General features: G+C 73.2%; 24 protein-coding genes. 14 read left to right on the plus strand and 10 right to left on the minus strand.

The features are described 5' to 3' along the window. The first annotated feature begins 253 nt into the window (after positions 1-253). Positions 254-856 (plus strand): DUF6542 domain-containing protein, encoded by a 603-nt coding sequence (locus CXR04_RS35180; protein ID WP_199850444.1) that lies wholly within the window; start codon positions 254-256, stop codon positions 854-856. Here CXR04_RS35180 and CXR04_RS12080 read toward each other — a convergent pair. Then, the gene (locus CXR04_RS12080) at positions 777-1,778 is read right to left on the minus strand and encodes a 4-hydroxy-3-methylbut-2-enyl diphosphate reductase (RefSeq protein WP_101421845.1); all 1,002 of its coding nucleotides are present in this window, start codon (positions 1,776-1,778) and stop codon (positions 777-779) included. The genes CXR04_RS35180 and CXR04_RS12080 overlap by 80 nt on opposite strands. 106 nt (positions 1,779-1,884) lie before the next feature. On the opposite strand from CXR04_RS12080, the gene xseA reads away from it, so the two are divergent. Next, entirely contained in the window at positions 1,885-3,096 is a 1,212-nt protein-coding gene (gene xseA, locus CXR04_RS12085) for an exodeoxyribonuclease VII large subunit (protein WP_101421846.1), read from the plus strand. 21 nt (positions 3,097-3,117) lie between these two features. Beyond that, positions 3,118-3,381, plus strand: coding sequence for an exodeoxyribonuclease VII small subunit (locus CXR04_RS12090; protein ID WP_101421847.1), 264 nt, complete (start codon positions 3,118-3,120; stop codon positions 3,379-3,381). Positions 3,382-3,503: 122 nt separating this feature from the next. Here the strand turns inward: CXR04_RS12090 and CXR04_RS12095 are convergent, their stop codons facing one another. Beyond that, complete coding sequence (locus CXR04_RS12095) at positions 3,504-4,031, minus strand: DUF4245 domain-containing protein (protein ID WP_234380191.1); 528 nt, start codon at positions 4,029-4,031, stop codon at positions 3,504-3,506. Positions 4,032-4,212: 181 nt separating this feature from the next. Between CXR04_RS12095 and glpX the strand changes: the two genes are divergently transcribed. Then, positions 4,213-5,259: a class II fructose-bisphosphatase gene (gene glpX / locus CXR04_RS12100; protein WP_101421849.1), complete on the plus strand. Its 1,047-nt coding sequence runs from the start codon at positions 4,213-4,215 to the stop codon at positions 5,257-5,259. 75 nt (positions 5,260-5,334) lie between these two features. Here the strand turns inward: glpX and CXR04_RS12105 are convergent, their stop codons facing one another. Together CXR04_RS12105 and CXR04_RS12110 are read right to left on the minus strand one after the other, a co-directional pair. Beyond that, positions 5,335-5,700, minus strand: coding sequence for a WhiB family transcriptional regulator (locus CXR04_RS12105; protein WP_027743420.1), 366 nt, complete (start codon positions 5,698-5,700; stop codon positions 5,335-5,337). Positions 5,701-5,911: 211 nt separating this feature from the next. Beyond that, positions 5,912-6,601 (minus strand): DUF1707 SHOCT-like domain-containing protein, encoded by a 690-nt coding sequence (locus CXR04_RS12110; RefSeq protein WP_101421850.1) that lies wholly within the window; start codon positions 6,599-6,601, stop codon positions 5,912-5,914. 139 nt (positions 6,602-6,740) lie between these two features. On the opposite strand from CXR04_RS12110, the gene CXR04_RS12115 reads away from it, so the two are divergent. Continuing rightward, entirely contained in the window at positions 6,741-8,450 is a 1,710-nt protein-coding gene (locus tag CXR04_RS12115) for a fumarate hydratase (protein WP_101421851.1), read from the plus strand. An 83-nt stretch (positions 8,451-8,533) separates the two neighbouring features. Here CXR04_RS12115 and CXR04_RS12120 read toward each other — a convergent pair whose 3' ends face one another. Beyond that, on the minus strand, positions 8,534-9,223 hold the full coding sequence (locus CXR04_RS12120) for a hypothetical protein (protein ID WP_101421852.1): 690 nt from the start codon (positions 9,221-9,223) through the stop codon (positions 8,534-8,536). 246 nt (positions 9,224-9,469) lie between these two features. Between CXR04_RS12120 and CXR04_RS12125 the strand changes: the two genes are divergently transcribed. From CXR04_RS12125 to CXR04_RS12135, 3 genes are all read left to right on the plus strand, one after another. Beyond that, positions 9,470-10,906 carry a class II fumarate hydratase gene (locus tag CXR04_RS12125; RefSeq protein ID WP_101426324.1) on the plus strand — a complete coding sequence of 479 codons (1,437 nt, stop codon included), beginning with the start codon at positions 9,470-9,472 and terminating at the stop codon, positions 10,904-10,906. A 24-nt stretch (positions 10,907-10,930) separates the two neighbouring features. Beyond that, entirely contained in the window at positions 10,931-11,686 is a 756-nt protein-coding gene (gene fomD / locus CXR04_RS12130) for a cytidylyl-2-hydroxypropylphosphonate hydrolase (protein ID WP_101421853.1), read from the plus strand. A gap of 119 nt (positions 11,687-11,805) precedes the next feature. Further along, positions 11,806-13,827, plus strand: coding sequence for an ATP-binding SpoIIE family protein phosphatase (locus CXR04_RS12135; protein WP_101421855.1), 2,022 nt, complete (start codon positions 11,806-11,808; stop codon positions 13,825-13,827). A gap of 60 nt (positions 13,828-13,887) precedes the next feature. Here the strand turns inward: CXR04_RS12135 and CXR04_RS12140 are convergent, their stop codons facing one another. After that, positions 13,888-15,129 (minus strand): hypothetical protein, encoded by a 1,242-nt coding sequence (locus CXR04_RS12140; RefSeq protein WP_101421857.1) that lies wholly within the window; start codon positions 15,127-15,129, stop codon positions 13,888-13,890. Further along, on the minus strand, positions 15,113-15,961 hold the full coding sequence (locus tag CXR04_RS12145) for a C39 family peptidase (protein WP_234380192.1): 849 nt from the start codon (positions 15,959-15,961) through the stop codon (positions 15,113-15,115). Before CXR04_RS12145 ends, CXR04_RS12140 begins: the two co-directional genes overlap by 17 nt. Positions 15,962-16,147: 186 nt before the next feature. On the opposite strand from CXR04_RS12145, the gene CXR04_RS12150 reads away from it, so the two are divergent. The 6 genes from CXR04_RS12150 to CXR04_RS12175 all read left to right on the plus strand — a co-directional run bounded on the left by CXR04_RS12150 (position 16,148) and on the right by CXR04_RS12175 (position 21,731). Then, positions 16,148-17,122, plus strand: coding sequence for an SPFH domain-containing protein (locus tag CXR04_RS12150; RefSeq protein ID WP_101421861.1), 975 nt, complete (start codon positions 16,148-16,150; stop codon positions 17,120-17,122). Then, positions 17,119-17,352, plus strand: coding sequence for a hypothetical protein (locus CXR04_RS12155; protein WP_101421863.1), 234 nt, complete (start codon positions 17,119-17,121; stop codon positions 17,350-17,352). The genes CXR04_RS12150 and CXR04_RS12155 overlap by 4 nt, the downstream gene beginning before the upstream one ends. Positions 17,353-17,467: 115 nt before the next feature. After that, the gene (locus CXR04_RS12160; RefSeq protein WP_101421865.1) at positions 17,468-17,992 is read left to right on the plus strand and encodes a PadR family transcriptional regulator; all 525 of its coding nucleotides are present in this window, start codon (positions 17,468-17,470) and stop codon (positions 17,990-17,992) included. Then, on the plus strand, positions 17,989-18,705 hold the full coding sequence (locus tag CXR04_RS12165; RefSeq protein ID WP_101421866.1) for an ABC transporter ATP-binding protein: 717 nt from the start codon (positions 17,989-17,991) through the stop codon (positions 18,703-18,705). The genes CXR04_RS12160 and CXR04_RS12165 overlap by 4 nt, the downstream gene beginning before the upstream one ends. Next, complete coding sequence (locus CXR04_RS12170) at positions 18,702-21,095, plus strand: ABC transporter permease (RefSeq protein WP_101421868.1); 2,394 nt, start codon at positions 18,702-18,704, stop codon at positions 21,093-21,095. Before CXR04_RS12165 ends, CXR04_RS12170 begins: the two co-directional genes overlap by 4 nt. 99 nt (positions 21,096-21,194) lie before the next feature. Further along, entirely contained in the window at positions 21,195-21,731 is a 537-nt protein-coding gene (locus tag CXR04_RS12175; RefSeq protein ID WP_101421870.1) for a carboxymuconolactone decarboxylase family protein, read from the plus strand. Between the two features lie 53 nt (positions 21,732-21,784). Here CXR04_RS12175 and CXR04_RS12180 read toward each other — a convergent pair whose 3' ends face one another. The 3 genes from CXR04_RS12180 to CXR04_RS12190 form a co-directional block, all read right to left on the minus strand. Next, on the minus strand, positions 21,785-23,188 hold the full coding sequence (locus CXR04_RS12180; protein WP_234380193.1) for an AI-2E family transporter: 1,404 nt from the start codon (positions 23,186-23,188) through the stop codon (positions 21,785-21,787). Positions 23,189-23,570: 382 nt separating this feature from the next. Further along, entirely contained in the window at positions 23,571-24,302 is a 732-nt protein-coding gene (locus tag CXR04_RS12185) for a transglycosylase SLT domain-containing protein (protein ID WP_101421871.1), read from the minus strand. A 416-nt stretch (positions 24,303-24,718) separates the two neighbouring features. Then, the gene (locus CXR04_RS12190) at positions 24,719-26,032 is read right to left on the minus strand and encodes a PhoH family protein (protein WP_101421872.1); all 1,314 of its coding nucleotides are present in this window, start codon (positions 26,030-26,032) and stop codon (positions 24,719-24,721) included. Between the last annotated feature and the right edge of the window lie 61 nt (positions 26,033-26,093).

Raw genomic sequence — 26,093 nt, forward strand, 5'->3', positions numbered from 1 at the left:
GTGATTCTACGGGTGGTCCCGCGCGCCCCGTGTGTGCGTCCTGTGGGACTCCGGCACTCCGAATGAGCGCATTCTGTGCCCCTCCCGGGGTTTCACCTGCTTCGGGGCCTAACGTGGAGCGATGCAGCATCACCGTACGAATACGGATCCTGACGGAGAGCGACGGCAGGCTCACGTCCCGCGACCGGCCCGCGAGCCCGACCCCGCCGTGGCTGCCGGTGCTCCCGGGGTTCCCGGGCCGGACGAGAGCGCCGTGGTGTACCGGGCCGCGGCGCGGCGGCCCGTGCCGCCGGTGCTGCGGACGCTGCTGCGGCCCGCCGGGCCGCGGCTGACCGCGGCCGGCGGAGGGCTGCTGGCGGCGGCGGTGATGCTGGGTACGGGGGCGTTCGTGCAGGTGGTGATGGGGACGGCGCCGGTGTTCTTCGGGGTGGTGTTCCTGGTGCTGTCCGTGTGCTGCGCGCTGTGGATCCGGCCCGCGGACGTCATCGCCGCGCCGATCGCCATGCCGATCGCCTTCGCCGCCGGGACGCTCGCCGTCGGCGAGGGCTCGGGCGGGATCTCCGCGCACCTGATGGCCGCGGGTACCACCCTGGCCCTGGAGGCGCCGTGGCTCTACGGGGGCACGCTGCTCGCCGCCGCCGTCGCGCTGCTGCGGCACTTCGCCATGCTCGCCGTACGGCGCAGCCCCGGCGGGGGCGGGGAGCCCCAGGGCGGGCCGTCCTCCGGGGCGCGCCGGCGGGCGAAGCCGCGGCGGGCCCCGGATCAGGCCGCGGCGGTCAGTCCGCCGCGCCGCCGCCCAGCGCAGCCGCCTCGGCGCGCAGGTCGCGGCGGAGCTCCTTCGGCAGGGAGAAGGTGATCCGCTCGTCCACGGGCTGTACGAGGTCCACGTCCACGTAGCCCCGCTCCGCGAGCCACTCCAGCACGCCGTCGACCAGGACCTCCGGCACCGACGCCCCCGACGTCACGCCCACCGTCGTCACGCCGTCGAGCCACGCCTCGTCGATCTCCTCGGCCCCGTCGACCAGATACGACGCGTCGGCGCCCGCGTCGACGGCGACCTCGACGAGCCGCAGCGAGTTCGAGGAGTTCTGCGAGCCGACGACGATCACGAGGTCCGACTCCGCGCCCACCTGCTTCACCGCGACCTGCCGGTTCTGCGTGGCGTAGCAGATGTCGTCGCTCGGCGGGTCCAGCAGGTTCGGGAAGTGGCCCTTGAGCCGGTCGACCGTCTCCATCGTCTCGTCCACCGACAGCGTGGTCTGCGACAGCCAGACGACCTTGTCTGGGTCGCGCACCTCGATCTGGTCGGCGCCCTCGGGACCGTCGACGAGCTGGATGTGCTCCGGCGCCTCGCCCGAGGTGCCGACGACCTCCTCGTGGCCCTCGTGGCCGATGAGCAGGATGTCGAAGTCGTCCTTGGCGAACCGGACGGCCTCCTTGTGCACCTTGGTGACCAGCGGGCAGGTCGCGTCGATCGTGGCGAGCCGGCCCTCCTTCGCCTCGTCGTGGACGGTGGGGGCGACGCCGTGCGCGGAGAAGATCACGATGTTGCCGGGCGGCACCTCGGCCGTCTCCTCGACGAAGATCGCACCCTTGCGCTCCAGCGTCTTGACGACGTATTTGTTGTGCACGATCTCGTGCCGCACGTACACCGGTGCGCCGTACTGCTCAAGGGCCTGCTCCACGGCGATCACCGCCCGGTCCACACCGGCGCAGTAGCCCCGGGGAGCGGCGAGAAGGACGCGGCGGTCGGGCTGCGGCGTGCTCGAAGCAGTCATGCCGCCATCGTACGGAACACCACCTCCCCGATTCGAGGGTGCGCCACCTGCGATCCCGTCCGCCGGAGGCGCCCGGGTGTCGTACCCCGCCGTTAGGCTCGGGCCCATGGCGGTGAACACGGCCGAGACACCCATGCCCGTCGGGGTCGTCTCGCGGAAGATCGGCGGCTGGATCGACCGGCTCGGCGCGCTGTGGGTGGAGGGGCAGATCACCCAGTTGTCGCGGCGGCCGGGCGCGGGCGTGGTCTTCATGACGCTGCGCGACCCGGCGCAGGAGGTCTCCCTGACGGTGACGTGCTTCCGCGACGTGTTCGACAAAGTGGCGGATGTCATACAGGAAGGCGCGCGGGTCGTCGTCTTCGCCAAGCCGGTCTGGTACGCGCCGAGCGGCCAGCTCTCGCTGCGCGCCGCCGAGATCCGCCCGGTGGGCGTCGGCGAACTGCTCGTGCGGCTGGAGCGGTTGAAGAAGGCGCTCGCCGCCGAGGGGCTGTTCGCGCCCGAACGCAAGAAGCCGCTGCCGTTCCTGCCGCGCCGCATCGGGCTGGTGACGGGCCGGGCGTCGGCGGCGGAGCGGGACGTGCTGGAGACGGCGCGGCACCGGTGGCCGGCGGTGCGGTTCGAGGTGCGGCCGGTGGCGGTGCAGGGGGTGCACGCGGTGCCGCAGATCGTCAAGGCGGTGCAGGAGTTGGACGGCCTGCCGGAGGTGGACGTCATCATCGTCGCGCGGGGCGGCGGCAGCGTGGAGGACCTGCTGCCGTTCTCGGACGAGCAGCTCGTACGGGCCGTGGCCGCGTGCCGTACGCCGGTGGTCTCCGCCATCGGCCACGAGCCGGACAACCCCCTGCTGGACTTCGTGGCGGATCTCCGCTCCCGTACGCCCACGCACGCCGCCAAGGACGCCGTGCCGGACGTCGGCGAGGAGCGCGTGCGGATAGAGCAGCTCCGGCTGCGCGCGCTGCGCGTGCTGACGGGGGTGCTGGACCGCGAGGAACGCGGGCTGGCGGCGTGGCTGAGCCGGCCCGCGATGGCCGAGCCGTACGCGATCGTGGACGAGCGCGCGGAGGTCGTGGACGCGGTGCTCGCGCGCGGGCGGCGCACGCTGGCGCATCTGCTGGACCGCGCCGACTCCGAGCTGGCGCACACCCGCGCCCGGGTCGTCGCCCTCTCCCCCGCCTCCACGCTGAAGCGCGGCTATGCGGTGCTCCAGCGGCAGGACGGCGCGGCGGTGCGCGCGGCGGACGAGGTGAGCGAGGGCGAGGAGTTGCGCGCCCGGGTCGCCGACGGGGAGTTCGGTGTCACGGTCGGCCCGGTGTCGTAGGCGGGTCCTAAGGTGGGGGCCATGGCAGAGACGAAGGACCGGGGGACTCTCGGCTACGAGCAGGCGCGGGACGAGCTGATGGAGGTCGTGCGCCGGCTGGAGTCAGGCGGTTCGACCCTGGAGGAGTCCCTGGCGCTGTGGGAGCGCGGGGAGGAGCTGGCGCGGATCTGCGGGCAGTGGCTGGACGGCGCCCGCGAGCGGCTCGACGCGGCGCTGGCGGAGTCGGAGGACGAGGGGGACGAAGAAGAGGACGAGGAGGAGGCCGCCGCCGACCGTACGGGCTGAGGTGCCCGCCGGCGGCTTCGATCCGGATGCGGCCGGGCCGGGTTTCGAACCGTCCCGCGCGCGGCCCTCCGTACGCCCGTCGTACGGACCGCGTCAGGGCTCTCCGCGGGCCCGCAGCGCGCTCACTTCTCCTGCAGCGCCGCCGCCATCCGCTCCATCTGCTTCACGCTCCCCGTGCCCGTGACCACGGTCGTCACCCCGTCGCCCTTGTGCACCAGCGCGTCGTACGTCCTGCCCTGGTAGTGCGCCCACTCCGCGCCCGCCACCTGCCGGCTCTCGCCCGTCGGCCGCGCGTCGTGGGTGACCTTGCGGATGAAGCGGTCGGCATTCTTGCTCCCCTGCTCCACCGCCACGTACTCGTCGTCGGGCGTGACGAAGCCGATGTGCCACGTCGTGCCGTGGTCGCCGGTCCCGCGGTACGTCACGGAGTTGGCCCGCCAGTCGTCCGGCAGCCCCACCGGCGCGACGACCGGGAACGGCGCGGCGCGGCGGGCCTGGCCCAGCTCCTGGCTGTAGGAGACGGCCTCCATCTCGTTGCCGTCGCCCTCGCGCGGGAGGACGCCCCAGTAGACGACCAACGACACCCCGCAGGTGACCGTCAGCGCGCCCACCAGATTGCGCACCGTCCGCATGCTGTTCCTGTCTGCCACCCCTCCATCGTCCCTCATCTGCGGAGCACCCCCTTCCCCGGGGTGCGGGCGGGCGGCGGACAACGGAGAAGCCGAACCGCTCATCCGAGGGGCGGTGTGCTCATAATGGCGATAAACGGATAGGGTCAGAGCACCCCCTCGCGCCCCTCCGGCCGTCGACCGAGCCGAAAGGTCCTCACGGATGTCGCAGTCCCATGAGACGCCCCACCACCTCCCCGAGCAACTGGAGGTGGCCCCCGAGGCCCCCGACCGCAACCTCGCCCTGGAGCTCGTCCGGGTCACCGAGGCCGGCGCGATGGCCTCCGGCCGCTGGGTCGGCCGCGGCGACAAGAACGGCGCCGACGGCGCGGCCGTACGCGCCATGCGCACCCTCGTCAGCACCGTCTCGATGAACGGCGTCGTCGTGATCGGCGAGGGTGAGAAGGACCACGCCCCGATGCTCTTCAACGGAGAGCGCGTCGGCGACGGCACCGGACCCGAGTGCGACGTGGCCGTCGACCCGGTCGACGGCACCACGCTCACCGCCAAGGGCATGGGCAACGCCGTCTCCGTGCTGGCCGTCGCCGAGCGGGGCTGCATGTTCGACCCGTCCGCGGTCTTCTACATGGACAAGCTCGCCACCGGACCGGAGGCCGCCGAGTACGTCGACATCAACGCCCCCGTCGCCGTCAACATCCGCCGCGTAGCCAAGGCCAAGGGCGGCAACACCGGGGACGTCACCGTCTGCGTGCTGGACCGGCCCCGCCACGACGGGCTGGTCCAGGAGGTCCGCGAGGCCGGGGCGCGGATCAAGTTCATCTCCGACGGCGATGTCGCCGGCGCCATCATGACCGCCCGCGACGGCACCGGCGTCGACCTGCTGCTGGGCGTCGGCGGCACCCCGGAGGCCGTCATCGCAGCCTGCGCGATGAAGTGCCTCGGCGGTACGTTCCAGGGCCGGCTGTGGCCGCGGGACGACGCGGAGCGGCAGCGGGCGCTCGACGCCGGGCACGACCTGGACCGTACGCTGCTGATCGACGACCTGGTCAGGGGCGAGAACGTGTTCTTCGTGGCCACCGGGATCACGGACGGGGAGCTGCTGCGCGGCGTGCGCTACCGCGCGGACCGGGCGTTCACGCAGTCGCTGGTGATGCGGTCGAAGAGCGGCACGATCCGGCAGATCGAGTCGGAGCACCGGCTGTCGAAGCTGCGCGCGTACAGCTCGGTCGACTTCGACCGGGCCCAGTAACAGGCGCGGGCGGGGCGGCGGGCGCGTACGGGCGACACCCCCGGCAGAACCGTTTGTCCAGACCCGGGGGCCGCCTCAGCCCGCCTGGGCTATCCCTCGCGGTGCGGTCAGCTTCTCGGTCGTCTCCCGCCGCCTGCGCCGCGCCTGTACGACCCGCCGCTCCGCCGCCGTGAGGCCGCCCCACACGCCGTACGGCTCGGGCAGCAGCAGCGCGTGCTCCCGGCACTCGACCATCACGGGACAGCGCGCGCAGACCCGCTTCGCGGCGGCCTCGCGCGACAGCCGGTCGGCGGTCGGCTCCTTCGACGGAGCAAAGAACAGCGCGGCCTCGTCCCGCCGGCACACCGCCTCCGTGTGCCAGGGATCCCCCTCTTCCCGCCGTCCGGAGCGCTGGATCGGCACCCGGGCTTCCTGCAGGGACTGCTGGTGGGACTGCAGCACGGTCCACTCCTGACGACGGCGTTGACGGATCAGGGACAAAGCTGTCTCGAAGGGCGTACGACCGTTCGCACCTGCAGCCGTACGGAGGAGACGATGCACGTGCTCTACCCGCTGTGCGCGCGCTTATGCGCCGAGTGGCCACCCGGGATGGCGGTGCTCCCCGCGTGTCTGCGGGGGGAGTTGAGGGCGGCGGGAACGCGGTGGAACGGGGTCAGTGACCGAGGCCGTGCTTGCGCATCCGGTCCGTCAGATTCCTCAGGAACTTGCCCTTTTTGCCCTTTGCGTCCACCCCGCCGAAGAGCGCGAAACCGGTGACGACCACCACCGGCGCGCGCGGGTCGTCCGCCTCCTGCGCGTGCACGTCGAAGCCGCCGAAGATGGCCGTGCCGGAGCCGCGCAGCGACACGTTGGCCGGGACCTTGATGTCGACGCCGCCGAAGATGGCGGTCGCGTTGATGACAATCTCCTGCTGGTGGAAGACGGCCTCGGTCAGGTCGATGTCGACGCCCCCGAAGAGCGCGAACGCCGAGGTCCTGCGCCCCACGCTCCAGCGCCCCTTGCGCGTGGAGCCGCTGAAGATCGCGACGAGGGTCTGCGGCTGGGGCTGCGGGTACGCGGACGGGGGCAGCGGCGCCGCGGGGCCGGGCGCGCGCCGGCCGACCGGCAGGTCGCGGACGAGCGGCTCCAGTTCACCCACGGTCTTGGCGTTGTAGACGCCGTCGATCCGCTCGGCGTGCTCCTCCGGGTCCAGCCGCCCTTCGGCGAGCGCCTCGCGGAGGATGTCGGCCACCCGGTCGCGGTCCGCGTCGGAGGCGCGCAGCTCTCCCTCCGCGACCGGCTTCTTCGACAGCGACGGCTGGGCGGCGGGCACGGGGGCGTTGTCGCGCGGGGTCTCGTCCACGGGACCAGCGTAACCAAACGCGATACATCGTGACTAGGGCCCCGGCGGCGGGCGGAGGGGCACCTCGCCACGCCGCGCCCGCGCGGCCGTCCTAACCTGGGGGACGCACAGCCGCCGCCCGCCGACGACAAGGAACGCGATGACAGCCACCGCCCGCCCCGCCAGCCCCGCGTTCCAGTACACGGACCTCCTCCCGCTGGGCGCGGACACCACGACGTACCGCCTGCTGACCAAGGAGGGCGTACGCACGGTCGAGGCCGGCGGGCGTACGTTCCTGGAGGTCGAGCCGGAGGCGCTGCGGCTGCTCGCCGCGGAGGCGATGCACGACATCTCACACTACCTGCGCCCCGCCCACCTCGCCCAACTGCGCGCCATCTGCGACGACCCGGAGGCGTCGGCCAACGACAAGTTCGTCGCGCTCGACCTGCTGAAGAACGCCAACATCTCGGCGGCGGGCGTGCTCCCCATGTGCCAGGACACGGGCACGGCGATCGTCATGGGCAAGCGCGGGCAGCAGGTGCTGACCGCGGGCCGGGACGAGGAGGCGCTGTCGCTCGGGGTGTACGACGCGTACACCAAGCTCAACCTGCGGTACTCCCAGATGGCGCCGCTGACCATGTGGGACGAGAAGAACACCGGCAACAACCTGCCGGCGCAGGTGGAGCTCTACGCCGCCGACGGGGACGCGTACAAGTTCCTCTTCATGGCCAAGGGCGGCGGCAGCGCCAACAAGTCGTTCCTCTACCAGGAGACGAAGGCGGTACTCAACGAGGCGTCGATGCTGCGCTTCCTGGAGGAGAAGATCCGCTCGCTGGGCACGGCCGCCTGCCCGCCGTACCACCTCGCGATCGTCGTCGGCGGCACCTCCGCCGAGTACGCGCTGAAGACCGCGAAGTACGCCTCCGCGCACTATCTCGACTCGCTGCCCACCGAGGGCTCCCCCGCGGGCCACGGCTTCCGGGACACCGAGCTGGAGGCCAAGGTCTTCGAGCTGACCCAGACCCTCGGCATCGGCGCCCAGTTCGGCGGCAAGTACTTCTGCCACGACGTGCGCGTCGTCCGGCTGCCGCGGCACGGCGCGTCCTGCCCGGTGGCCATCGCGGTCTCCTGCTCCGCCGACCGGCAGGCGCTGGCGAAGATCACGGCGGAGGGCGTCTTCCTGGAGCAGTTGGAGCACGACCCGGCGCGCTTCCTGCCGGACACCACGGCGGCGGAGCTGACCGCGGGGTCCGCGGGAGCCATGGACGAGGCGGTACGGATCGACCTCGCCCGGCCGATGGCCGAGGTGCGGGCGGAACTGACGAAGTACCCGGTGAAGACGCGGCTGTCGCTGACCGGCCCGCTGGTCGTGGCGCGCGACATCGCGCACGCGAAGATCAAGGAGCTGCTGGACGCGGGCGAGGAGATGCCGCAGTACCTGAAGGACCACCCCGTGTACTACGCCGGCCCGGCCAAGACCCCCGAGGGCTACGCCTCCGGGTCCTTCGGGCCGACGACGGCGGGGCGGATGGACGCGTACGTCGAGCAGTTCCAGGCGGCGGGCGGGTCGATGGTGATGCTGGCCAAGGGCAACCGCTCCCAGCAGGTCACCGACGCCTGCTCAGCGCACGGCGGCTTCTACCTGGGCTCGATCGGCGGTCCCGCGGCGCGGCTGGCGCAGGACTGCATCAAGAAGGTCGAGGTCCTGGAGTACGAGGAGCTGGGCATGGAGGCGGTCTGGAAGATCGAGGTGGAGGACTTCCCGGCGTTCATCGTGGTGGACGACAAGGGGAACGACTTCTTCACCGACCCGGGCCCGGTCAAGCCGTTCGTGACGAGCATCCCGGTGCGGGGCGCGGCGCAGCCGTAGCGGGCGCGTACGGGCCGGAGGGGTGGCCGGGGCGCGCCGGGCGCCCCTCGCGGGCGTACGAGCCGGGCGGTACGCCGGCGCCGTCAGCCGCGCCGCGCGGCCGCCGCCCGGCGCCGTAGCGCGAACACCACACCCCCGCCGGCCAGCAGCAGCGCGCCGGCGCCCAGCCCGTACGCCACGGCGCTGTCGGACTCGGCGGCGGCCTGCGGCTCGGCGTCGCGGTCGCCGCCGCGGCCGTCGTCGCCGGTGGGCGCCGGCGCGTCGGTCAGCTTGTCGATGTCCGGCGCGCACACCACCGCGGCCTCCGCGCCCGTCTCGTACGCGCACGCCGTCGCCGCCAGGTCCCCCGCCGTCGGCGCGCCCTCGGCGATCCGCGTGCGCGCGGTGAACTCCGCGTACTTGTGCCCCTTCAGGTCCGCCGTCCAGGTCACCTCGCGACCGCCCCGCACCTTGCCGCCCGGGCCCGGCTCGACCAGGTCCATGCCGTCCGGCAGCGTCTGCCGGACCACGAGGCCCTCGATCGGCCCGTCCTGGAGGCTGGAGACGCGGATCGTGTAGGTGGCCTCCTGCCCCGGGCCCGAGGTCTTGCGCGCGTTGTCGATGGCGATCTTCATCGCCGGTCCCGTCACCCCCCGGACGTCCTTCCCCTTGTCGTCCCCGTCGTCGTACGGGGCGGCGCCCGCCGGCTGCGCGGCGGCGGCGAGCAGGGCGCAGGCGAGCGCGGCGGCGCGTGCTCCGCTGCGGAAACGGCGGGTGCGAAGGCTGGTCGTCACGTCACTCCTCGGGCCGAACCTGGCGGTTGTCTACCGATCTCTTCTGTTCTCTTCTGTTCTCTTCAGGTTTCTTCAGGTTTCTTCGGATTCTTCTGATTTCCTCGGTCCGTCGATTCCACCGCGCACCTGCCCGCGCCCCCGGCAGCCGCCGCGGCAAGTCCGCGGCCGTACCCGCCGAATCCACCGTTCGGCGCACCGGCACGGACGGCGGCGCGGGTGTCGGCGGGCGGTCGTATCCTCGGCAGCATGAGCCAGCCCGCTGACCGGTCCCCCGCAGAACGCCCCGCATCCGACGGCTTCCGCATCGAGCACGACTCGATGGGCGAGGTCCGCGTCCCCGCCGCCGCCAAGTGGCGCGCCCAGACGCAGCGCGCCGTGGAGAACTTCCCCGTCTCCGGGCTGCGCCTGGAGTCGGCCCACATCGCCGCGCTGGCCCGGATCAAGGCCGCCGCGGCGAAGGTCAACGCCGAGCTGGGCGTGCTCGACGCGGACATCGCCGCGGCCGTGCAGGCGGCGGCGGAGGAGGTCGCGGCCGGCCGCTGGGACGATCAGTTCCCGGTCGACGTCTTCCAGACCGGCTCCGGCACGTCGTCGAACATGAACATGAACGAGGTGCTGGCGACCCTCGCGCAGGAGAAGCTGGGCGCCGGCGGGCCGGTGGTCCACCCCAACGACCACGTCAACGCCAGCCAGTCGTCGAACGACACGTTCCCCTCCTCCATCCACATCGCCGCGACGGGCGCGGTCGTGCAGGACCTGATCCCCGCGCTGACGCATCTGCAGGCGGCGCTCGCGGGCAAGGCGGAGGAGTTCGCGGAGGTGGTGAAGTCGGGGCGGACGCACCTGATGGACGCCACGCCCGTCACCCTCGGCCAGGAGTTCGCGGGCTACGCCGCGCAGGTCGCCTTCGGCGTCGAGCGGCTGCACGCCTCACTGCCGCGGCTGGCCGAGCTGCCCCTCGGCGGCACCGCGGTCGGTACGGGCATCAACACCCCGCCCGGCTTCGCCGCCGCCGTCATCGCCGAGGTGGCGCGGGCCACCGGGCTGCCGCTGACCGAGGCCCGCGACCACTTCGAGGCCCAGGGCGCGCGCGACGGCCTGGTGGAGACCTCGGGCCAGTTGCGCACGATCGCGGTCGGACTGACAAAGATCTGCAATGACCTGCGCTGGATGGGCTCCGGCCCGCGCACCGGCCTCGCCGAGATCGCGCTGCCCGACCTCCAGCCCGGCTCGTCGATCATGCCGGGCAAGGTGAACCCGGTGATCCCCGAGGCCGTGCTGATGGTCTGCGCCCAGGTCGTCGGGAACGACGTGACGGTCACCACCGCCGGCGCCTCGGGCAACTTCGAGCTGAACGTGATGCTGCCCGTCCTCGCCCGCAACGTGCTGGAGTCCGTCCGGCTGCTGGCCAACGCCGCACGCCTGCTCGCCGATCGCACGGTCGACGGCATCACGGCGCACGCCGGGCGCGCCCGGGAGTACGCGGAGTCGTCGCCGTCCGTCGTCACGCCGCTCAACCGGTACCTCGGCTACGAGGAGGCGGCCAAGGTGGCGAAGAAGTCGCTGGCCGAGCGCAAGACGATCCGCGAGGTGGTCCTGGAGGGCGGGTACGTCGAGCGCGGGCTGCTCACGGAGGAGCAGTTGGACGGTGCGCTGGACGTGCTGAGGATGACCCGGCCGTGACGCGCCCCTGGTTACCATCGTCTGATGCACGGGCCAGACGCGACGCTTGACAGCGACAGGAACGTCTCAGGCGGCCGGTGGACGCCCGGGGACCACATCCTCTGGCGCTACCGCGCCGACGCGCCCGGGGCGGCCGGCACAGCCGCCGCCGACGGCACGGGCAGCGCCGGCGACGCCGGGCGGCTGGGCCGTACCGTCGCGGTCTGCCGCCCGGTCACCGTCGTCCGCGACGACGCCGGGACGCTCGCCGTCTGGGTGGCGCCGGACACCGAGTGCGTACGCCCCGTGCTCGCCGACGGCACCGAGTTGCACCGCGAGCCGCTGGCCACCCGCTACACCAAGCCGCACCGCCCGTTCCGCACCCGCTGGTTCGGCGCCGGCGTGCTCAAACTCGCCCGGCCGGACGAGCCCTGGTCGGTCTGGCTGTTCTGGGAAAACGACTGGACCTTCAAGTCCTTCTACGTCAACCTCGAAGCGCCCCGGGTGCGCTGGGCCGGGGGCGTCGACTCCGAGGACCACTACCTGGATCTCGTCGTCCACCCCGACCGCTCCTGGGAGTGGCGGGACGAGGACGAGTTCGCCGCCGCGCAGCGGGCGGGGCTGATGTCCGCCGCCCGGGCCGCGGCCGTACGGGACGCGGGACGGCGGGCGGTCGACGCCATCGGGGCGTGGGGGCCGCCGTTCTCCGAAGGCTGGGAACGCTGGCGCCCCGACCCGAAGTGGACAGTTCCGCTTCTTCCGGCGGATTGGGACCGCACACCCGCGCGCTTGTCTTCATGAGACCCTTGCTGCGCCCCGGTAGGTCAAACGTAGGATCGACGTCCACAGCACGCAGTACCCACAACTCAACCCGCCCTGTGGAGACTTGGGTGGAACGGCCGGATGGACGGTACCGACACGTGACGGAGCGCGACAGGCGGCGGGCAGCCGCCGAGCGGACGGAGTCCGGCAACACCCTTGCCGCCTCCGGCACGGACGAGGCGGTGTCGCCGACCGCACCCACCGCGAACGCGGGCGAGGCCATCCCCGACCCGCGTGACGCCCTGCACCGTGCGAAACCGGCGCAGCCCGCGACGGCCCCGGGGGCCGCCACCGGCGGCGTACCGGCGCACCAGGGCGCCGACGACACCCCCAGCGGCGGCCGGCCACGCCCCCAGCCGGGCGCGGGCGGGGACGCCGACCCGGCCCGGGGGATGGGCCGGCCCGAGGAGGAAGCCGCGTCCGCGCGGCTGCGGTTCCTCGGCGCGGCCACCCGCAGGATCGCCCGCGGCATCGACCTGGACGAGATCGTGCTCGGCCTGTGCCGCTCCGTCGTCCCGTCCTTCGCGGACGCGATCCTCGTCTACCTCCGCGACCCGCTGCCGGTCGGCGACGAGCAGCCGACGGAACCGTTCCGGCTGCGGCTGCGGCGTACGGACCGGATCACCGACGGCGTCGAGGACGTCGACAGCATGGGCGGCAGCCGGCTGCTGCCCGCGGCGGCGGAGCCGGACACCCCGGGCCTCGGCGCGGCCGAGCAGGTCGACGTCGTACGGGCCGGGGCGCTGCTCGAAGTGCTGCGCGGCGTCCGCCCGGTGTTCGGCGAGACGCTGGCCGCCCGCGCGGCGCTCATCGAACTGCTGGGCCGCGAAAGCCCGCTCGCCAACGCACCGGCCGACAAGCGCACGATCGTCGCCCCGCTGCGCGGCCGCCGCCGGGTGATCGGGGTGGCGGTGCTCGTACGGGGTCCTGCGCGGCCCGCGTACGGGCAGGACGACCTGCTGATCGCCGCCCAACTGGCCACGCACACGGCCCTCGGTGTCGACAAAGCGGTCATCTACGACCGCGAGGCGTACATCGCCGACCAACTGCAGCGCACGATGCTGCCCGAATACCTGCCGGAGCCCACCGGCGTCCGCCTCGCCAGCCGCTACCGCCCCGCGGCCGAGACCGCGCGGGTCGGCGGCGACTGGTACGACGCGATCCCGCTGCCCGGCAGCCGGGTCGCGCTGGTCGTCGGCGACGTCATGGGCCACTCGGTGACCTCCGCGGCGATCATGGGCCAGTTGCGTACCGCGGCGCAGACGCTGGCCCAGCTCGACCTGCCGCCGCAGGAGGTGCTGCACCACCTCGACGAGCAGGCGCAGCGCCTCGGCGACGACCGCATGGCCACGTGCCTGTACGCGGTCTACGACCCCATCGCCCACACCCTCACCGCCTCCAACGCCGGCCACCCGCCACCGGTCCTGCTCCGCCGCGACGGCTTCAGCGAGGTGCTGGACGTGCCGCCGGGAGCGCCGATCGGGGTGGGCGGCGTGGGCTTCGAGGCGGTGGAGCTGCAGGCGCCGCAGGGCTCGACGCTGCTGCTGTACACGGACGGCCTGGTCGAGTCCCGGCTGATGGACGTCTCCACGGGCATCGACCAGCTCTGCGCGCGGCTGACCCGCACGGCGGCCCTCACGGGTCCTGGCAACCCGCCGCCGCTGGAGCCGCTGTGCGACGAGGTGCTGGACGTCCTGGGCCCGGGCGACCGGGACGACGACATCGCCCTGCTGGCGGCGCGGCTGGACGGCATAGCGCCCAGTGCGGCGGCGCAGTGGTCCCTTGACCCGCGCGCGCAGGCGCCGCGCGAGGCTCGGTCGCTGGCGCGGGGGGCGCTGGCGGGGTGGGGCCTGGAGGAGCTGACGGACATCGTGGAGCTGCTGGTGAGCGAGGTGGTGACGAACGCGGTGCGCTACGCGCAGCGCCCGGTCACGCTGCGCCTTGTGCACACGGACAGGCTGCGGTGCGAGGTGGTGGACGACGTCCCGCAGTTGCCGCGGATGCGGCGGGCGGGACCGGCGGATGAGGGTGGGCGCGGGATGTTCCTGGTGAACAAGCTGGCCCGGCACTGGGGCGCGGAGCGGCTCAGTGTGGGCAAGGTGGTGTGGTTCGAGATCTGAGCGGTCCTCGGGAGGGGAGTGCGCCCTCGGTTCCGGCCGGAGGATTGTTCCCCGACCCCCTCAGCCGCAGGCCGGTAGCGGGGGTAGCGTCGCGGTTTCGGTGAGTTGGATGGCGTCCTTTGCGTTCGCCGCCTTCGCCTCGCCCTCCGGGTACGCCACCCCCAGTCCCCCGTCCCGCGCCAGCGCGTACCCGTATCCCGGGGTGATCCGCGTGTACGCGCGCGACCGCAGGTCCAGGGCCCAGGCCGCCTCCGTCGTGCGCCACGTCACCACCTCGCCGCTCACCTGCACCTGGTCGATGCCCCCCAGCTCCGGCTCCGCCACCGCCCCCGCCGACCCGCCACGCACCAGCGGCAGCGGCTTCGGCCAGCCCTCCCGCCATACGTACAGCCGCGGACGGTCCGGCTCGCCGCCCGCCCACGCCCACGTGCGGCCGTCCGACGCCAGGTACCGGACGTTGCGCAGGGCCGCGATCGGGGCCGGGAGTTCCGCCCGCCGCAGCGTGTCCGTCGAGACCGCGGAGAGACGGGTCTCCGGGTCGCCCGACGGCGACTCGGACTGGCGCAGCCACACCAGCAGGCCGCCCGCCGCGAACGGCGTGTCGACGACGCCCTCGTACACCGTCCGCCGCTCGCCGCCGCCCAGGTCCCGCGCGTACACCGCAGAACGGCCGCCGCCCGTCCCCTGCGCCCAGAACAGCCGCCCCGACCGCACCACCGCCTGCACGAACGGCCCCGGCACCGCGCTCTGCCCGTCCGCCGCCGACTCCGCCTCCGCGACCGCCTTCCGGCGCCCGCTCGTCGCGTCCCAGGCGTAGAGGGTCCAGGGGCTCTCCAACTGCCGCCCCTTTACAACGTCGAAAACAAGCCATCGCCCGTCGAAGTCCGCGCTGCCCACCTGATGCTCGACCGGGTCCGCGAGCCGCATCACCCGCCGCTCCTCGTCCCCCTCCCGCAGCACGATCGACCGGTCCGCTCCGGACGACTGCAGCACCGACCACCCGGCCCCGGGCCCGACCTCCGTGAGTACCGCCCGCTCCCCCTCCGGCACCGGGACCCGCCCGTCCGCCAGTGCGTCCGACCAGCCGCCCGGCAGTTCCACCTCGCAGGCGCGGTCCCGTACGGGCGCGCCGGTCGGCGGTGCCGCCGTGGGCGAGCCCTCGCGTGACCTTTCACGCGACCCGTCGCCGCCCCCCGGCGAGCACGCGGGCGTGCCCGCCAGGAGGACGACCGCGCCCAGCGCCGCGGCGGCTAGGCCGCGCGCGCGGAGTGCGCCGGGCCGGGCCTCACCAGACGTACCCACGACCGCCCATGATGGTCGTGATGGTGTCCGACGAGATGGTCGCGGTACGCGGCACGCTGCCGGCCCACGAGATGACGCTCGTCGGCACCCCGCCCACCGGGTCGCGGTACTGCACGGTGCGCGCCCCGTCGTCGCTGTGGCCGTCTATCGACACCCAGTGGAATATCTCCCGGTTCGGGTGCCCGACGAGGTGCGGGCCGCCGACGACCTCCCAGGCGTTGCCCGCGATCGCGTAGTCGCCCGAGGTGTTGTGGACGATGTGGTCGCGGAAGTTGGCCTTGTCCGTCGCGCTCGGCGTGTACGGCAGCGCCTTCGGCACGTATCCCGCACCCGGCAGGCGGTAGTTGAGCACGTCGGGGATGGGATAGCCGGTCGGGTTGGGCACGTTCGCGTTGATGCCGTACCAGGCCGTGCCGGAGGAGTTCGTACGCAGCTCGCTGCCGGCCTGCGTCTGGGACCGGTTGCCGACCTCGTCGCGCGCGGACTGCGTGATCACGAGGGTGGCGGGGCCGCAGTAGTAGGAGTTGATCTGGGACTGCTGTACGGCGCCTGAGGAGACGATCGCCGCCGCTCCGACGTCGCCGCGCGCGGCGGACTGCTGCGCCGCGCCCTTCGCCGCCGCCGACTTCTCGGCCAGCAGCCGCCGCTGCTCCGCCGTCAGCCGCTCGGCGGGCAGGGTGTCGGTGCGCTCCTTGTACGCGCCGGCAGCCGCGGCTCCGGCGCCCGCGGCGGGGCCCGGCTCGGCCGCCTGCGCGGGCCCGCCGGTGAGCACCAGGGCGGCGACGAGAACGCCGCCCGCTCCGGCTGCGGACACGGCTCGGATAGAGGACATCGCTGTCTCCTGTCGTTCGTGGGGGTGACACGGGGACGGTGATGCCGGCGTCTGCTCCCGCAGGCGGCTCCATTCTGACCGGTGTAGACCACCCACCGGAAGGGGGCATGACAATCCACCTTCAAAAAGTGCTAGCACTTTGCTAACCTCCGAGCCACCATCCAGGATCGAGAACGGGGATCTCACATGAGCGACCAGCCACGCGGCCAGCACACCCCCGCCCCGGAAACCCCGGACGCCCCGGGCACCCCGCCCGACATGCCCGCCCCACCCGTCGCCGAGCGGCAGGCCAACAGCATCGGCGGCGCCCTCGCCCTGGTCCTCGGCCTCGCCGGCGCCCTCGCCGGCGCCGGCCTGCTCGCCCTGGGCATCGCCCTGGCGGGCAGCGGCACCCCCGCCGCGGGCGTCCCCGTCCTCGTCTTCGGCGCCCTGCTCTTCCTCGCCGCGCTCGTCGCGATGGCCGGGCTGAACATGGTCGAGCCCGGCGAGGCCCGGGTCGTGCAGCTCTTCGGCCGCTACACCGGCACCATCCGCGACGACGGCCTGCGCTGGGTCAACCCCCTCACCACCCGCCGCAAGATCTCCACCCGGGTGCGCAACCACGAGACCGCCGTCCTCAAGGTCAACGACGCCCGCGGCAACCCCATCGAGCTGGCCGCCGTCGTCGTCTGGCAGGTCGAGGACACCGCGCAGGCGGTCTTCGCCGTCGACGACTTCACCGAGTTCGTCGCCACCCAGACCGAGACCGCGGTACGGCACATCGCCATCGAGTACCCGTACGACGCCTACGAGGACGACGAGTTGTCGCTGCGCGCCGACGCCGAGGAAATCACCGAGAAGCTGGCCGAGGAGCTGACCGCCCGCGTGCAGGCGGCCGGAGTGCGGATCATCGAGTCGCGCTTCACCCACCTCGCGTACGCCCCGGAGATCGCCTCCGCGATGCTCCAGCGCCAGCAGGCCGGCGCGGTGGTCGCCGCGCGGCGGGAGATCGTGGACGGTGCGGTGGGCATGGTCGAGGACGCGCTCGCCCGGCTCATCCGGCAGGACATCGTCGAGCTGGACGAGGAGCGCAAGGCGGCGATGGTCGGCAACCTCATGGTCGTACTCTGCGGCGACCGCGCCCCGCAGCCCGTCCTCAACACCGGGTCCCTCTACCAGTGACGGACGACGCCCCCGACCGCGCCCCCCGGGCCCGGCGCAAGCAGGTGCTGCTGCGGCTCGACCCGGCCGTGCACGACGCGCTGGCCCGGTGGGCGGCGGACGAACTGCGCAGCACCAACGCGCAGATCGACTACCTGCTCCGCCGGGCCCTCGCGGAGGCCGGCCGGCTCCCCAAGAACGCTTGCCCGCACCCCCGTCGCGGCCGCCCGCCCCGCGAGCCGGAGGAGTAGCCGCCCCGAACCCGGCACCACCGCGGCAGCCGACCGGCACCGCGCCCACCAGCCGTGAAGCACTAAACACCCCGTCTATACACAGGACGTATACACACCGTGTAGAGTCCTCCGCATGACGATCGGCCACACCCTCCTCGGGCTCCTGGAGTCCGGCCCCCGCCACGGTTACGACCTGAAACGCGCCTTCGACGAGCGCTTCGGCCACGACCGCCCGCTGCACTACGGGCAGGTCTACTCCACGATGTCCCGGCTGCTGAAGAACGGCCTCGTCGAGGTCGACGGCATAGAGCCCGGCGGCGGTCCCGAGCGCAAGCGCTACGCCATCACCGACGCCGGCATCACCGACGTCGCCGGCTGGCTCACCACCCCGGAGAAGCCCGAGCCGTACTTGCAGTCGACCCTGTACACCAAGGTCGTCCTCGCGCTGCTCACCGGCCGCGACGCGGCCGAACTCCTCGACGTACAGCGCGCGGAGCATCTGCGCCTGATGCGCGAGCTGACCCGTCGCAAGAAGGGCGGCGACCTCGCCGACCAGCTCATCTGCGACCACGCCCTGTTCCACCTCGAAGCCGACCTGCGGTGGCTGGAGCTCACCGCCGCGCGCCTCGGCAAACTCGCCGCGGAGGTACGCGCATGAGCACCACACCCGCCCCCGGCCCGCTCGCCGGGCCGGCGCCGATCCTCACCGCCACCGCCCTGCGCAAGGTCTACGCCGGCACCCCCGCGCTCGACGGCGCCGACTTCGCCATCGCGGCCGGCGAGACCGTCGCCGTCATGGGCCCCTCCGGCTCCGGCAAGTCGACGCTGCTGCACTGTCTCGCCGGCATCGTCCCGGCCGACGACGGCACCGTGACGTACGCGGGCCGCGACCTCGCCGCGCTCTCCGACGCCGAGCGCAGCGCCCTGCGCCGCAGGGAGTTCGGCTTCGTCTTCCAGTTCGGCCAGCTCGTACCCGAGCTGACGTGCGTGGAGAACGTCGCCCTTCCGCTGCGCCTGACGGGCCTCGGCCGCCGGGACGCAGAACGCGCGGCCCGGCCGTGGCTGGAGCGGCTGGAGGTCGACGACATCGCGCACAAGCGGCCCGGCGAGGTCTCCGGCGGCCAGGGCCAGCGCGTCGCGGTCGCCCGCGCGCTGGCGACCACGCCGCGGGTGGTCTTCGCCGACGAGCCGACCGGGGCGCTCGACTCCCTCAACGGCGAGCGCGTCATGGAACTGCTCACCGATGCCGCGCAGGACAGCGGCGCGGCCGTCGTCCTGGTCACCCACGAGGCGCGCGTCGCGGCGTACGCGGACCGCGAGATCGTCGTACGCGACGGGCGCACCCGCAGTCTGGAGCCGGCCGGCCGATGAGCGACGTGACGTATGCCGAGAAGGCCACCGGCACCGGACCCGCGCTGCCCGGGGGACCGCCCCCCGACCCGCGCGGCACACTGCGCGTCTGGGCCGACGACCTGCGCATGGGCCTGGCGTTCGCGCTGCGCGGCGGGCGCGAGGGCTGGATGCGCACCGTGCTCACCGCGATCGGCGTCGGGCTGGGGGTGGCGCTGCTGCTGCTCACCACCGCCATCCCGGGCGCGCTGGCCGACCGCGACCAGCGCGACAACGACCGCGTCGAAGTCCTCGCGTCCGACGCCGAGTACACGGGCGACACCGTCCTGGTGGGCACCGCCGACACCGAATACCACGACACCGCGATCCGCGGCCGGCTGCTGCGCCCCGAAGGAGCCGGCGCGCCGCTGCCCCCGGGCGTCGCGGAGTTCCCGAAGCCCGGCGAGATGGTGGTCTCCCCCGCGCTCGCCGACCTGCTCGACGACCCCGGCGCGGGCCTGCTGCGCGAGCGCCTGGACTACGGCATCGCCGGCACCGTCTCCGACGCGGGGCTGGTCGACCCGGGCGATCTGACGTACTACGCCGGCAGCGACGACATCGAAGCCGCCGACGTCAACGTCAGCCGCGTCGTGGACTTCGGCGAGGAGTCCGCGGACCGGGCCATGGATCCGGTGCTGCTGCTGCTCGCGATGATCGTGTTCGTGGCGCTGCTGATGCCCGTCGCGGTCTTCCTCATCGCGGCCGTACGCTTCGGCGGCGACCGCCGGGACCGCCGGCTCGCCGCGCTCCGGCTCGTCGGCGCCGACGGCCGCGCGGTGCGCCGGATCGCCGCCGGCGAGGCGCTGGCGGGCGCGCTGCTCGGACTCGCGGTCGGCACGCTCCTGTTCCTCGCCGGGCGGGAACTCGCGGGCGGCGTCACGGTCTACGACATGAGTATCTTCGCCGCCGATCTGAACCCCTCACCGATGCTCGCCCTGCTGGTCGCCCTGGCGGTGCCCGCCGCGGCCGTCGGGGTCACGCTGCTCGCGCTGCGCGGCGTCGTCATCGAACCGCTGGGCGTCGTACGGTCGGCGCGGCCCGCCCGCCGCCGCATCTGGTGGCGGCTGCTGCTGCCCGCCGTCGGACTCGCCCTGCTCGCGCCGATGATGGGCCGCGGCGACGACGCCGGCTCGTTCCCCGAGTGGCAGGTCATCGGCGGCACCGTCCTGCTGCTGACGGGCATCACCGCGCTGCTGCCCTGGCTCGTCGAGGCCGTCGTCGCCCGCCTCGGCCGCGGGCCGACGTCCTGGCAACTGGCCGTCCGCCGGCTCCAGCTCAGCAGCGGCACCGCCGCCCGGCTGGTCAACGGCATCGCCGTCGCCGTCGCCGGGGCCATCGCGCTGCAGATGGTCTTCACCGGCGTCGAGGACGACTACAGCGAGGCGACCGGGCACGACACCGCCCGGTTCCAGCTCGGCATCTACGTCGACGCGGGGCAGGACCTCCGCGTGGGCGAGAAGGTCGCGGCGGCCGAGGGGGTCGAGGAGACCGTCAGCCGGATCAGCGTCGAGGTGGCCGACCGCGCGCGCGATCCGGAGAACTTCGCCACGCTGACCGTCGGTACCTGCGCGAAGCTGCGCACGCTGGCGAAGCTCCCCGACTGCCGCGACGGCGACGTCTTCCGCCTCACCGACACGTACGGCGCCGCCGGCACCGGGCGCATGATCGGCGCCGGCGGCCCGCTGTACCTGAACCCGTCGTACGAGGGCATGCCGGGCAAGGCGATCCCCTGGACCCCGCCCGCCGGCACCCGCACCGCCAAGGCCCTCCGCGACGACGACGGCAACCTGTACGACGGCATCGTCGCCACCCCCGGCGCCGTCCCCGACGTCCACGACTCCGGCGTCTTCAACGGCTGGATCGACGTGCGGCTCGACCCGGCCGTGCCGGACGCGGCCGAGCGCGTACGCAACGTGGTCGACGGCACCGACCCGCTGCTCTCCGTCCACACGCTGGACGACTACCTCGTCGCGGAGGAGTTCGCGGGCATCCGCACCGGGCTGGCGGTGGGCGCCGCGTGCGTGCTGGTGCTGATCGGCAGCAGCCTGCTCGTCGGCCAGCTCGAACAACTGCGGGAGCGGCGCAAGCTGTTGTCGTCCCTGGTCGCCTTCGGCACCCGGCGCTCGACGCTCAGCCTGTCCGTGCTCTGGCAGACGGCGATCCCGGTGGCGCTGGGCATGACCCTGTCGATGGGCTTCGGGCTCGTGCTGGGCACGGTGCTGCTGCGCATGGCGGACACGCCCGTCGCGGTCGACTGGGCGTCGGTGCTGCTGATGGCGGGCGCGGGCGCCGGTGTCGTCGCCGCGGTCACGGGGCTGAGCATGCCGCTGCTGATCCGGCTGATGCGCCCGGACGGGCTGCGCACCGAATAGAGACCGGGACCGGCCGGGGCGCGCGTCATAGGGGGGCGCGCCGGGCCGGTCCCGTACGGACCGCCGGGCGCGGTCCGTACGTTCTGTAGGGTCGGGCGCGTGGCACTCGATGCGCTCAAGTCGGCCCTCCCCGGCTATGCCGGGGATCTGCGCCGCAACCTCACCTCGGTCGTCGACGACGGGCGGCTGCCGGAACGGCAGTTGTGGGGCGCCCTGCTGGCCTGCGCCATCGCCGTACGCTCCGCCGCCGTGCTGCGCGCGGTGGCGCCGGAGGCGCGGCGGCGGCTGACGCCCGAGGCGTACGAGGCCGCAGGCGCGGCCGCCGCGGCGATGGCGGCGAACAACGTCTTCTTCCGCGCCCGGCACCTGCTCTCCGACCCCGGCTACGGCCATCTGCGCACCGGGCTGCGGACGAACGTGCTGGGCGCCCGGGGCGTACCGAAGGCGGACTACGAGCTGTGGTGCGTCGCCGTGTCCGCCGTGGGCGGCTGCGGGGCCTGCCTGGACGAGCACGAGGCCGCGCTGCGGCGGACCGGCGCGGACCGGGAGACGGTGCAGGAGGCGCTGAAGGTCGCCGCGCTCGTGCACGCCGCCGGCACGGTCCTCGACGCGCAGGAGGCGCTCGGCGCCGGCTGACCGCCGGCCGCGGTTCGGCCGCCGGCGCCGAGCGCCCCGTACGCGCCCGTCCGTCAGCTCTTCGGGTCGCCGCCCCTGGCCTCCGGGCCCTCCCGCGTCGCCGCCGCGGCCTCCTCCGTCTCCGCGTCCGAGCCGGGCGCGGGGGTGTCGGTCGGCGTGGCCGGTGAGATTTCGAGGACCGTCGACCCGTGCGGCGGCGGTCCCGGATCCGCCGCGTGTTCCCGGTGGTACGCCTTGAGGTATCCGACCGCCGTGTTGAGCACCGCGATCAGCGGCACCGCCACCACCGCGCCCGGGATGCCCGCGACGAGCGTGCCGATGGCCACCGAGAGCACCACCGCGAGCGGATGCACCCGCACCATGCGGCCGAGGATGAACGGCTGGAGTACGTGCCCTTCGATCTGCTGCACCAGCAGCACCACGCCGAGCACCAGCAGCGCGGTGACGAGCCCGTTCGTCACGAACGCCACCACCACCGCGAGCGCGCCGGAGACCAGCGCACCGACGAGCGGCACGAACGCGAAGAGGAAGATCAGCACGGCCAGCGGGACGGCCATGGGCACGTCCAGGATGAAGATGCCGATGCCGATGAACACGGCGTCGATGAGCGCCACCAGCACCGTGCCGCGCACGTAACCGGTGAGCGTGGCCCACACCTTCGGCCCGGCGCCGGCCACGGCGTCGCGGGCGTCGGTGGGCACGAAGTTCAGGCACCAGCGCCAGATGCGCTCGCCGTCGTAGAGCAGGAAGAGAGTGACGAACGCGGCGATGGCGGCGCCGGAGAAGAACTCCAGCACGTACGAGACGCCTTCGAGACCGGCGGAGGTGACCTCGCTGGAGTTCTCGCCCAGCCAGTCGCTTATCTCGTTGCCGATGTTGTTGATCTGCTTTTCCTGCACGTGGAACGGCCCGTCGATGAGCCATTCCTGCGCGTCGTCGATGCCCTGCTGGATGCGGTCGGTCAGATCGTTGATGTTCTCCATGATCTGCCAGACCACGAACCAGCCGATGAGGCCGATCGCGACGAAGCCGCCGATGAACGTGGTGGCGGTGGCGAGCCCCTGGCTGAAGCCCCAGCGGCGCAGCCGCGCGACCGTCGGCTGGAGCAGCGCGGTGACCAGCAGGCCGACCGCGAAGGCGATGACGACGAGGCTGACGACGCTGATGACCTGCATCAGCACGTAGATCAGGCCGGCGAGGACCAGCAGCCGCCAGCCCACCTCGGCCGCGACCCGCACCCCCCACGGCACCACGCTGGCCGGCGCGGGCCGCGGCGGCGGCCCGGGGGGCCGGGCGGCGGCGGCCGGCTCGGCGACCACGTCCCGGGGGGCGTCCTCGACGGCGGGTTGCCCGGACGCGGACTTCTCCGCCCCGTCGGCGGCCGCGGCCCGGCGCCGCTCCGCCATCCGGCTGGCCCGCTCGCCCACCCCGCCGAGCCAGTCCGTCATCTTCGACATAAAAGTCCTCACGCCGCCTACGGTCCCGCCGCAGTCCCGTCCGTCACCCGCACGACCGTACACGGCCCATCTGTACGGGAGGGGTCTGCTCCGGTCATCTGGGGTCTGTCCGCAATCTCCCGTCTGCGGCGCGACCCCTGGCACGCACGCTCGCGGCGTTGTCGGGATCGACCTAACAGGCCCACTGTGCGGTCGACCCTCCGCCTTGCGATCGCACGCACCAGACGCCGCGCCGCCCGCCCTGCGGGCGAACGACGCGAGATTGAAGACAGACCCTAGGACGTGCCGGACGGGAGCGGCGGTTCCGTACGCACGCGAAACGCCCCCGGCGGCGGAGCCGGGGGCGTTGCGCGTACGCGCGGCGCGGGATGCGCGCCGGGGTTCAGTACCAGCCGTTGGCCTGCCAGAACTCCCAGCCGCCGCAGGGGCTGCCGTAGCGGTCGTTCATGTAGCTCAGGCCCCACTCGATCTGGGTGGCGGGGTTGGTCTGCCAGTCGGCGCCCGCCGAGGCCATCTTCTCGCCCGGCAGCGCCTGCATCAGCCCGTACGCACCGGAGCTCGGGTTGCTGGCGGTGTAGTCCCAGCCCGACTCGTGGTCGACGATGTTGCTGAAGCACTGGTACTGGTCGGCCGGCACCATCTGGCGGGCCATGGCCTGCACATCGGCGACGGAGTAGGACGACTGCGGAGCGAAGTCGCCCGCGTCGGCGGAGGCCGACTCGGACTCGGCCGCGGCCGAGCGGCTGGCGGCCTCGGCGGCCTCCCGCTCCTTCTCGGCTGCTTCCTCGGCCGCCTTGCGCTCTGCGGCCTCCTTCTTCTCCTCCGCGGCCTGGGCGGCGGACTTGCGCGCCGCCTCCTCGGCCGCCTTGCGGGCGTCCGTGTGTGCGGCGTCCGCCTGCGCGTCCGCCTGCTCCGTGAGGGAGGCGGTCTGCACCTGGGCGGAGGCGCCAGCGGGTACGTCGGCGAGGAGCGTCGCGTCGGCGGCGGTCGCCTCGACGTTGGCCGTCGAGTCGTCGCCCTTCTCCGCGCCCGTGGCCACGCCGACGACAGCGCCGACAGAGGTGACCGCGGTGGCGGAAGCCACGGCGAAACCCCGGACCGAAATCCGGCTCACACAAAGTCCTTCCAGCGTTGCCCGCTTCGGTGACCTCGCGGACGCGTCCCTGCCCCTGACACTGGCCTCCCCTTGTTCCGGGCCGCCGACTGTGGCGGTCCGACTGGTCACGGGAGGCGCGGGCCCGGCAGCCCCCGCGTCCGCGGGGACCGGTACTGCGCTCGGGCGGCGTACGGCGGCTCTGTTCAGTTGAGTCGTGCTGCACCGGGGTCGGTGCGGGGCCGTACGCAGGGCCTGACGAATCCCAGACTCTGCCGGAGACGGACACCCGGACGCAATTCCCCGTCCAGTGGGAAAGCTCACACCGCGTTTGCCCCTCGCTGTTGACGGAAACCCGTGCGTAGCACTGGGCGCAACAGCTAAGCTGCTGCGCCCAGTTCACACGTTCGGGAAGTAGCACGGGGAGCAGTATCCCGTTATACCCGGCCGTCTTCCAGCATTTCGGTCACCAGCGCGGCGATCGGCGACCGTTCGGAGCGGTTGAGCGTCACATGGGCGAAGAGCGGGTGCCCCTTCAGCTTTTCGACGACGGCCACCACACCGTCGTACCGGCCGACGCGCAGATTGTCCCGCTGCGCCACGTCATGGGTGAGTACGACCCGGGAGTTCGTCCCGATCCGCGAGAGCACCGTGAGCAGAACGTTCCGCTCCAGCGACTGCGCCTCGTCCACGATCACGAACGAGTCGTGCAGCGAGCGGCCCCGGATGTGGGTCAGCGGCAGCACTTCGAGCATCCCGCGCGCGATGACCTCCTCGATCACCTCCCGCGAGGTGACCGCGGACAGGGTGTCGAAGACCGCCTGCGCCCACGGGCTCATCTTCTCGGCCTCGGTGCCCGGCAGATAGCCCAGTTCCTGGCCGCCGACCGCGTAGAGCGGGCGGAAGACCATCACCTTCTGGTGCTGCCGGCGCTCCAGCACCGACTCCAGGCCCGCGCACAGCGCCAGCGCGGACTTGCCCGTGCCGGCCCGGCCGCCCATCGAGACGATGCCGACGGCCTCGTCCACCAGCAGGTCCAGCGCGATCCGCTGCTCGGCGCTGCGCCCGTGGATCCCGAAGACCTCCCGGTCGCCGCGCACCAGCCGGACCCGCCCGTCGGGGGTGACCCGGCCGAGGGCCCGGCCGCGCTCGGACTGGAGCACGAGCCCGGTGTGCACCGGCAGGTCGTCCGCCTCGGACACCGAGACGACCTCGGCGGCGAAGAGTTCGTCGACCTGCTCGCCGCTGAGCATCAGCTCGGCCATCCCGGTCCAGCCGGAGTCCGTGATGGCCAGCTCCGCGCGGTACTCCTCGGCGGCCAGCCCCACGGACGACGCCTTGATGCGCAGCGGCAGGTCCTTGGAGACGACGGTGACGTCCTGCCCCTCGGCCTGGAGGTTGCGCGCGACGGCCAGGATGCGGGAGTCGTTGTCCCCCAGGCGGAAACCGGCGGGGAGCACCCCGATGTCGGTATGGTTCAGCTCCACGCGGAGGGTGCCGCCGAGGTCGCCGAGCGGGATCGGGGCGTCGAGCCGGCCGTGTTTGACCCGGAACTCGTCGAGCTGGCGGAGCGCCTGGCGGGCGAAGTAGCCCAGCTCCGGATGGTGCCGCTTGGCCTCGAGCTCGGTGACCACCACGACGGGCAGCACCACCTCGTGTTCGTCGAAGCGCGCCATGGCCATGGGGTCGGCCAGCAGGACGCTCGTGTCGAGGACGTAGGTGCGCCGGTCAGGCTTCTTGCTGTTCACCACGGATGGACGAACCCCCTCGGATGAGGTCGGCACGCGACGGAGTCGCGGGGATCGGGCCGGG

Source organism: Streptomyces sp. CMB-StM0423 (genome assembly GCF_002847285.1).
Taxonomy (GTDB): Bacteria; Actinomycetota; Actinomycetes; order Streptomycetales; family Streptomycetaceae; genus Streptomyces.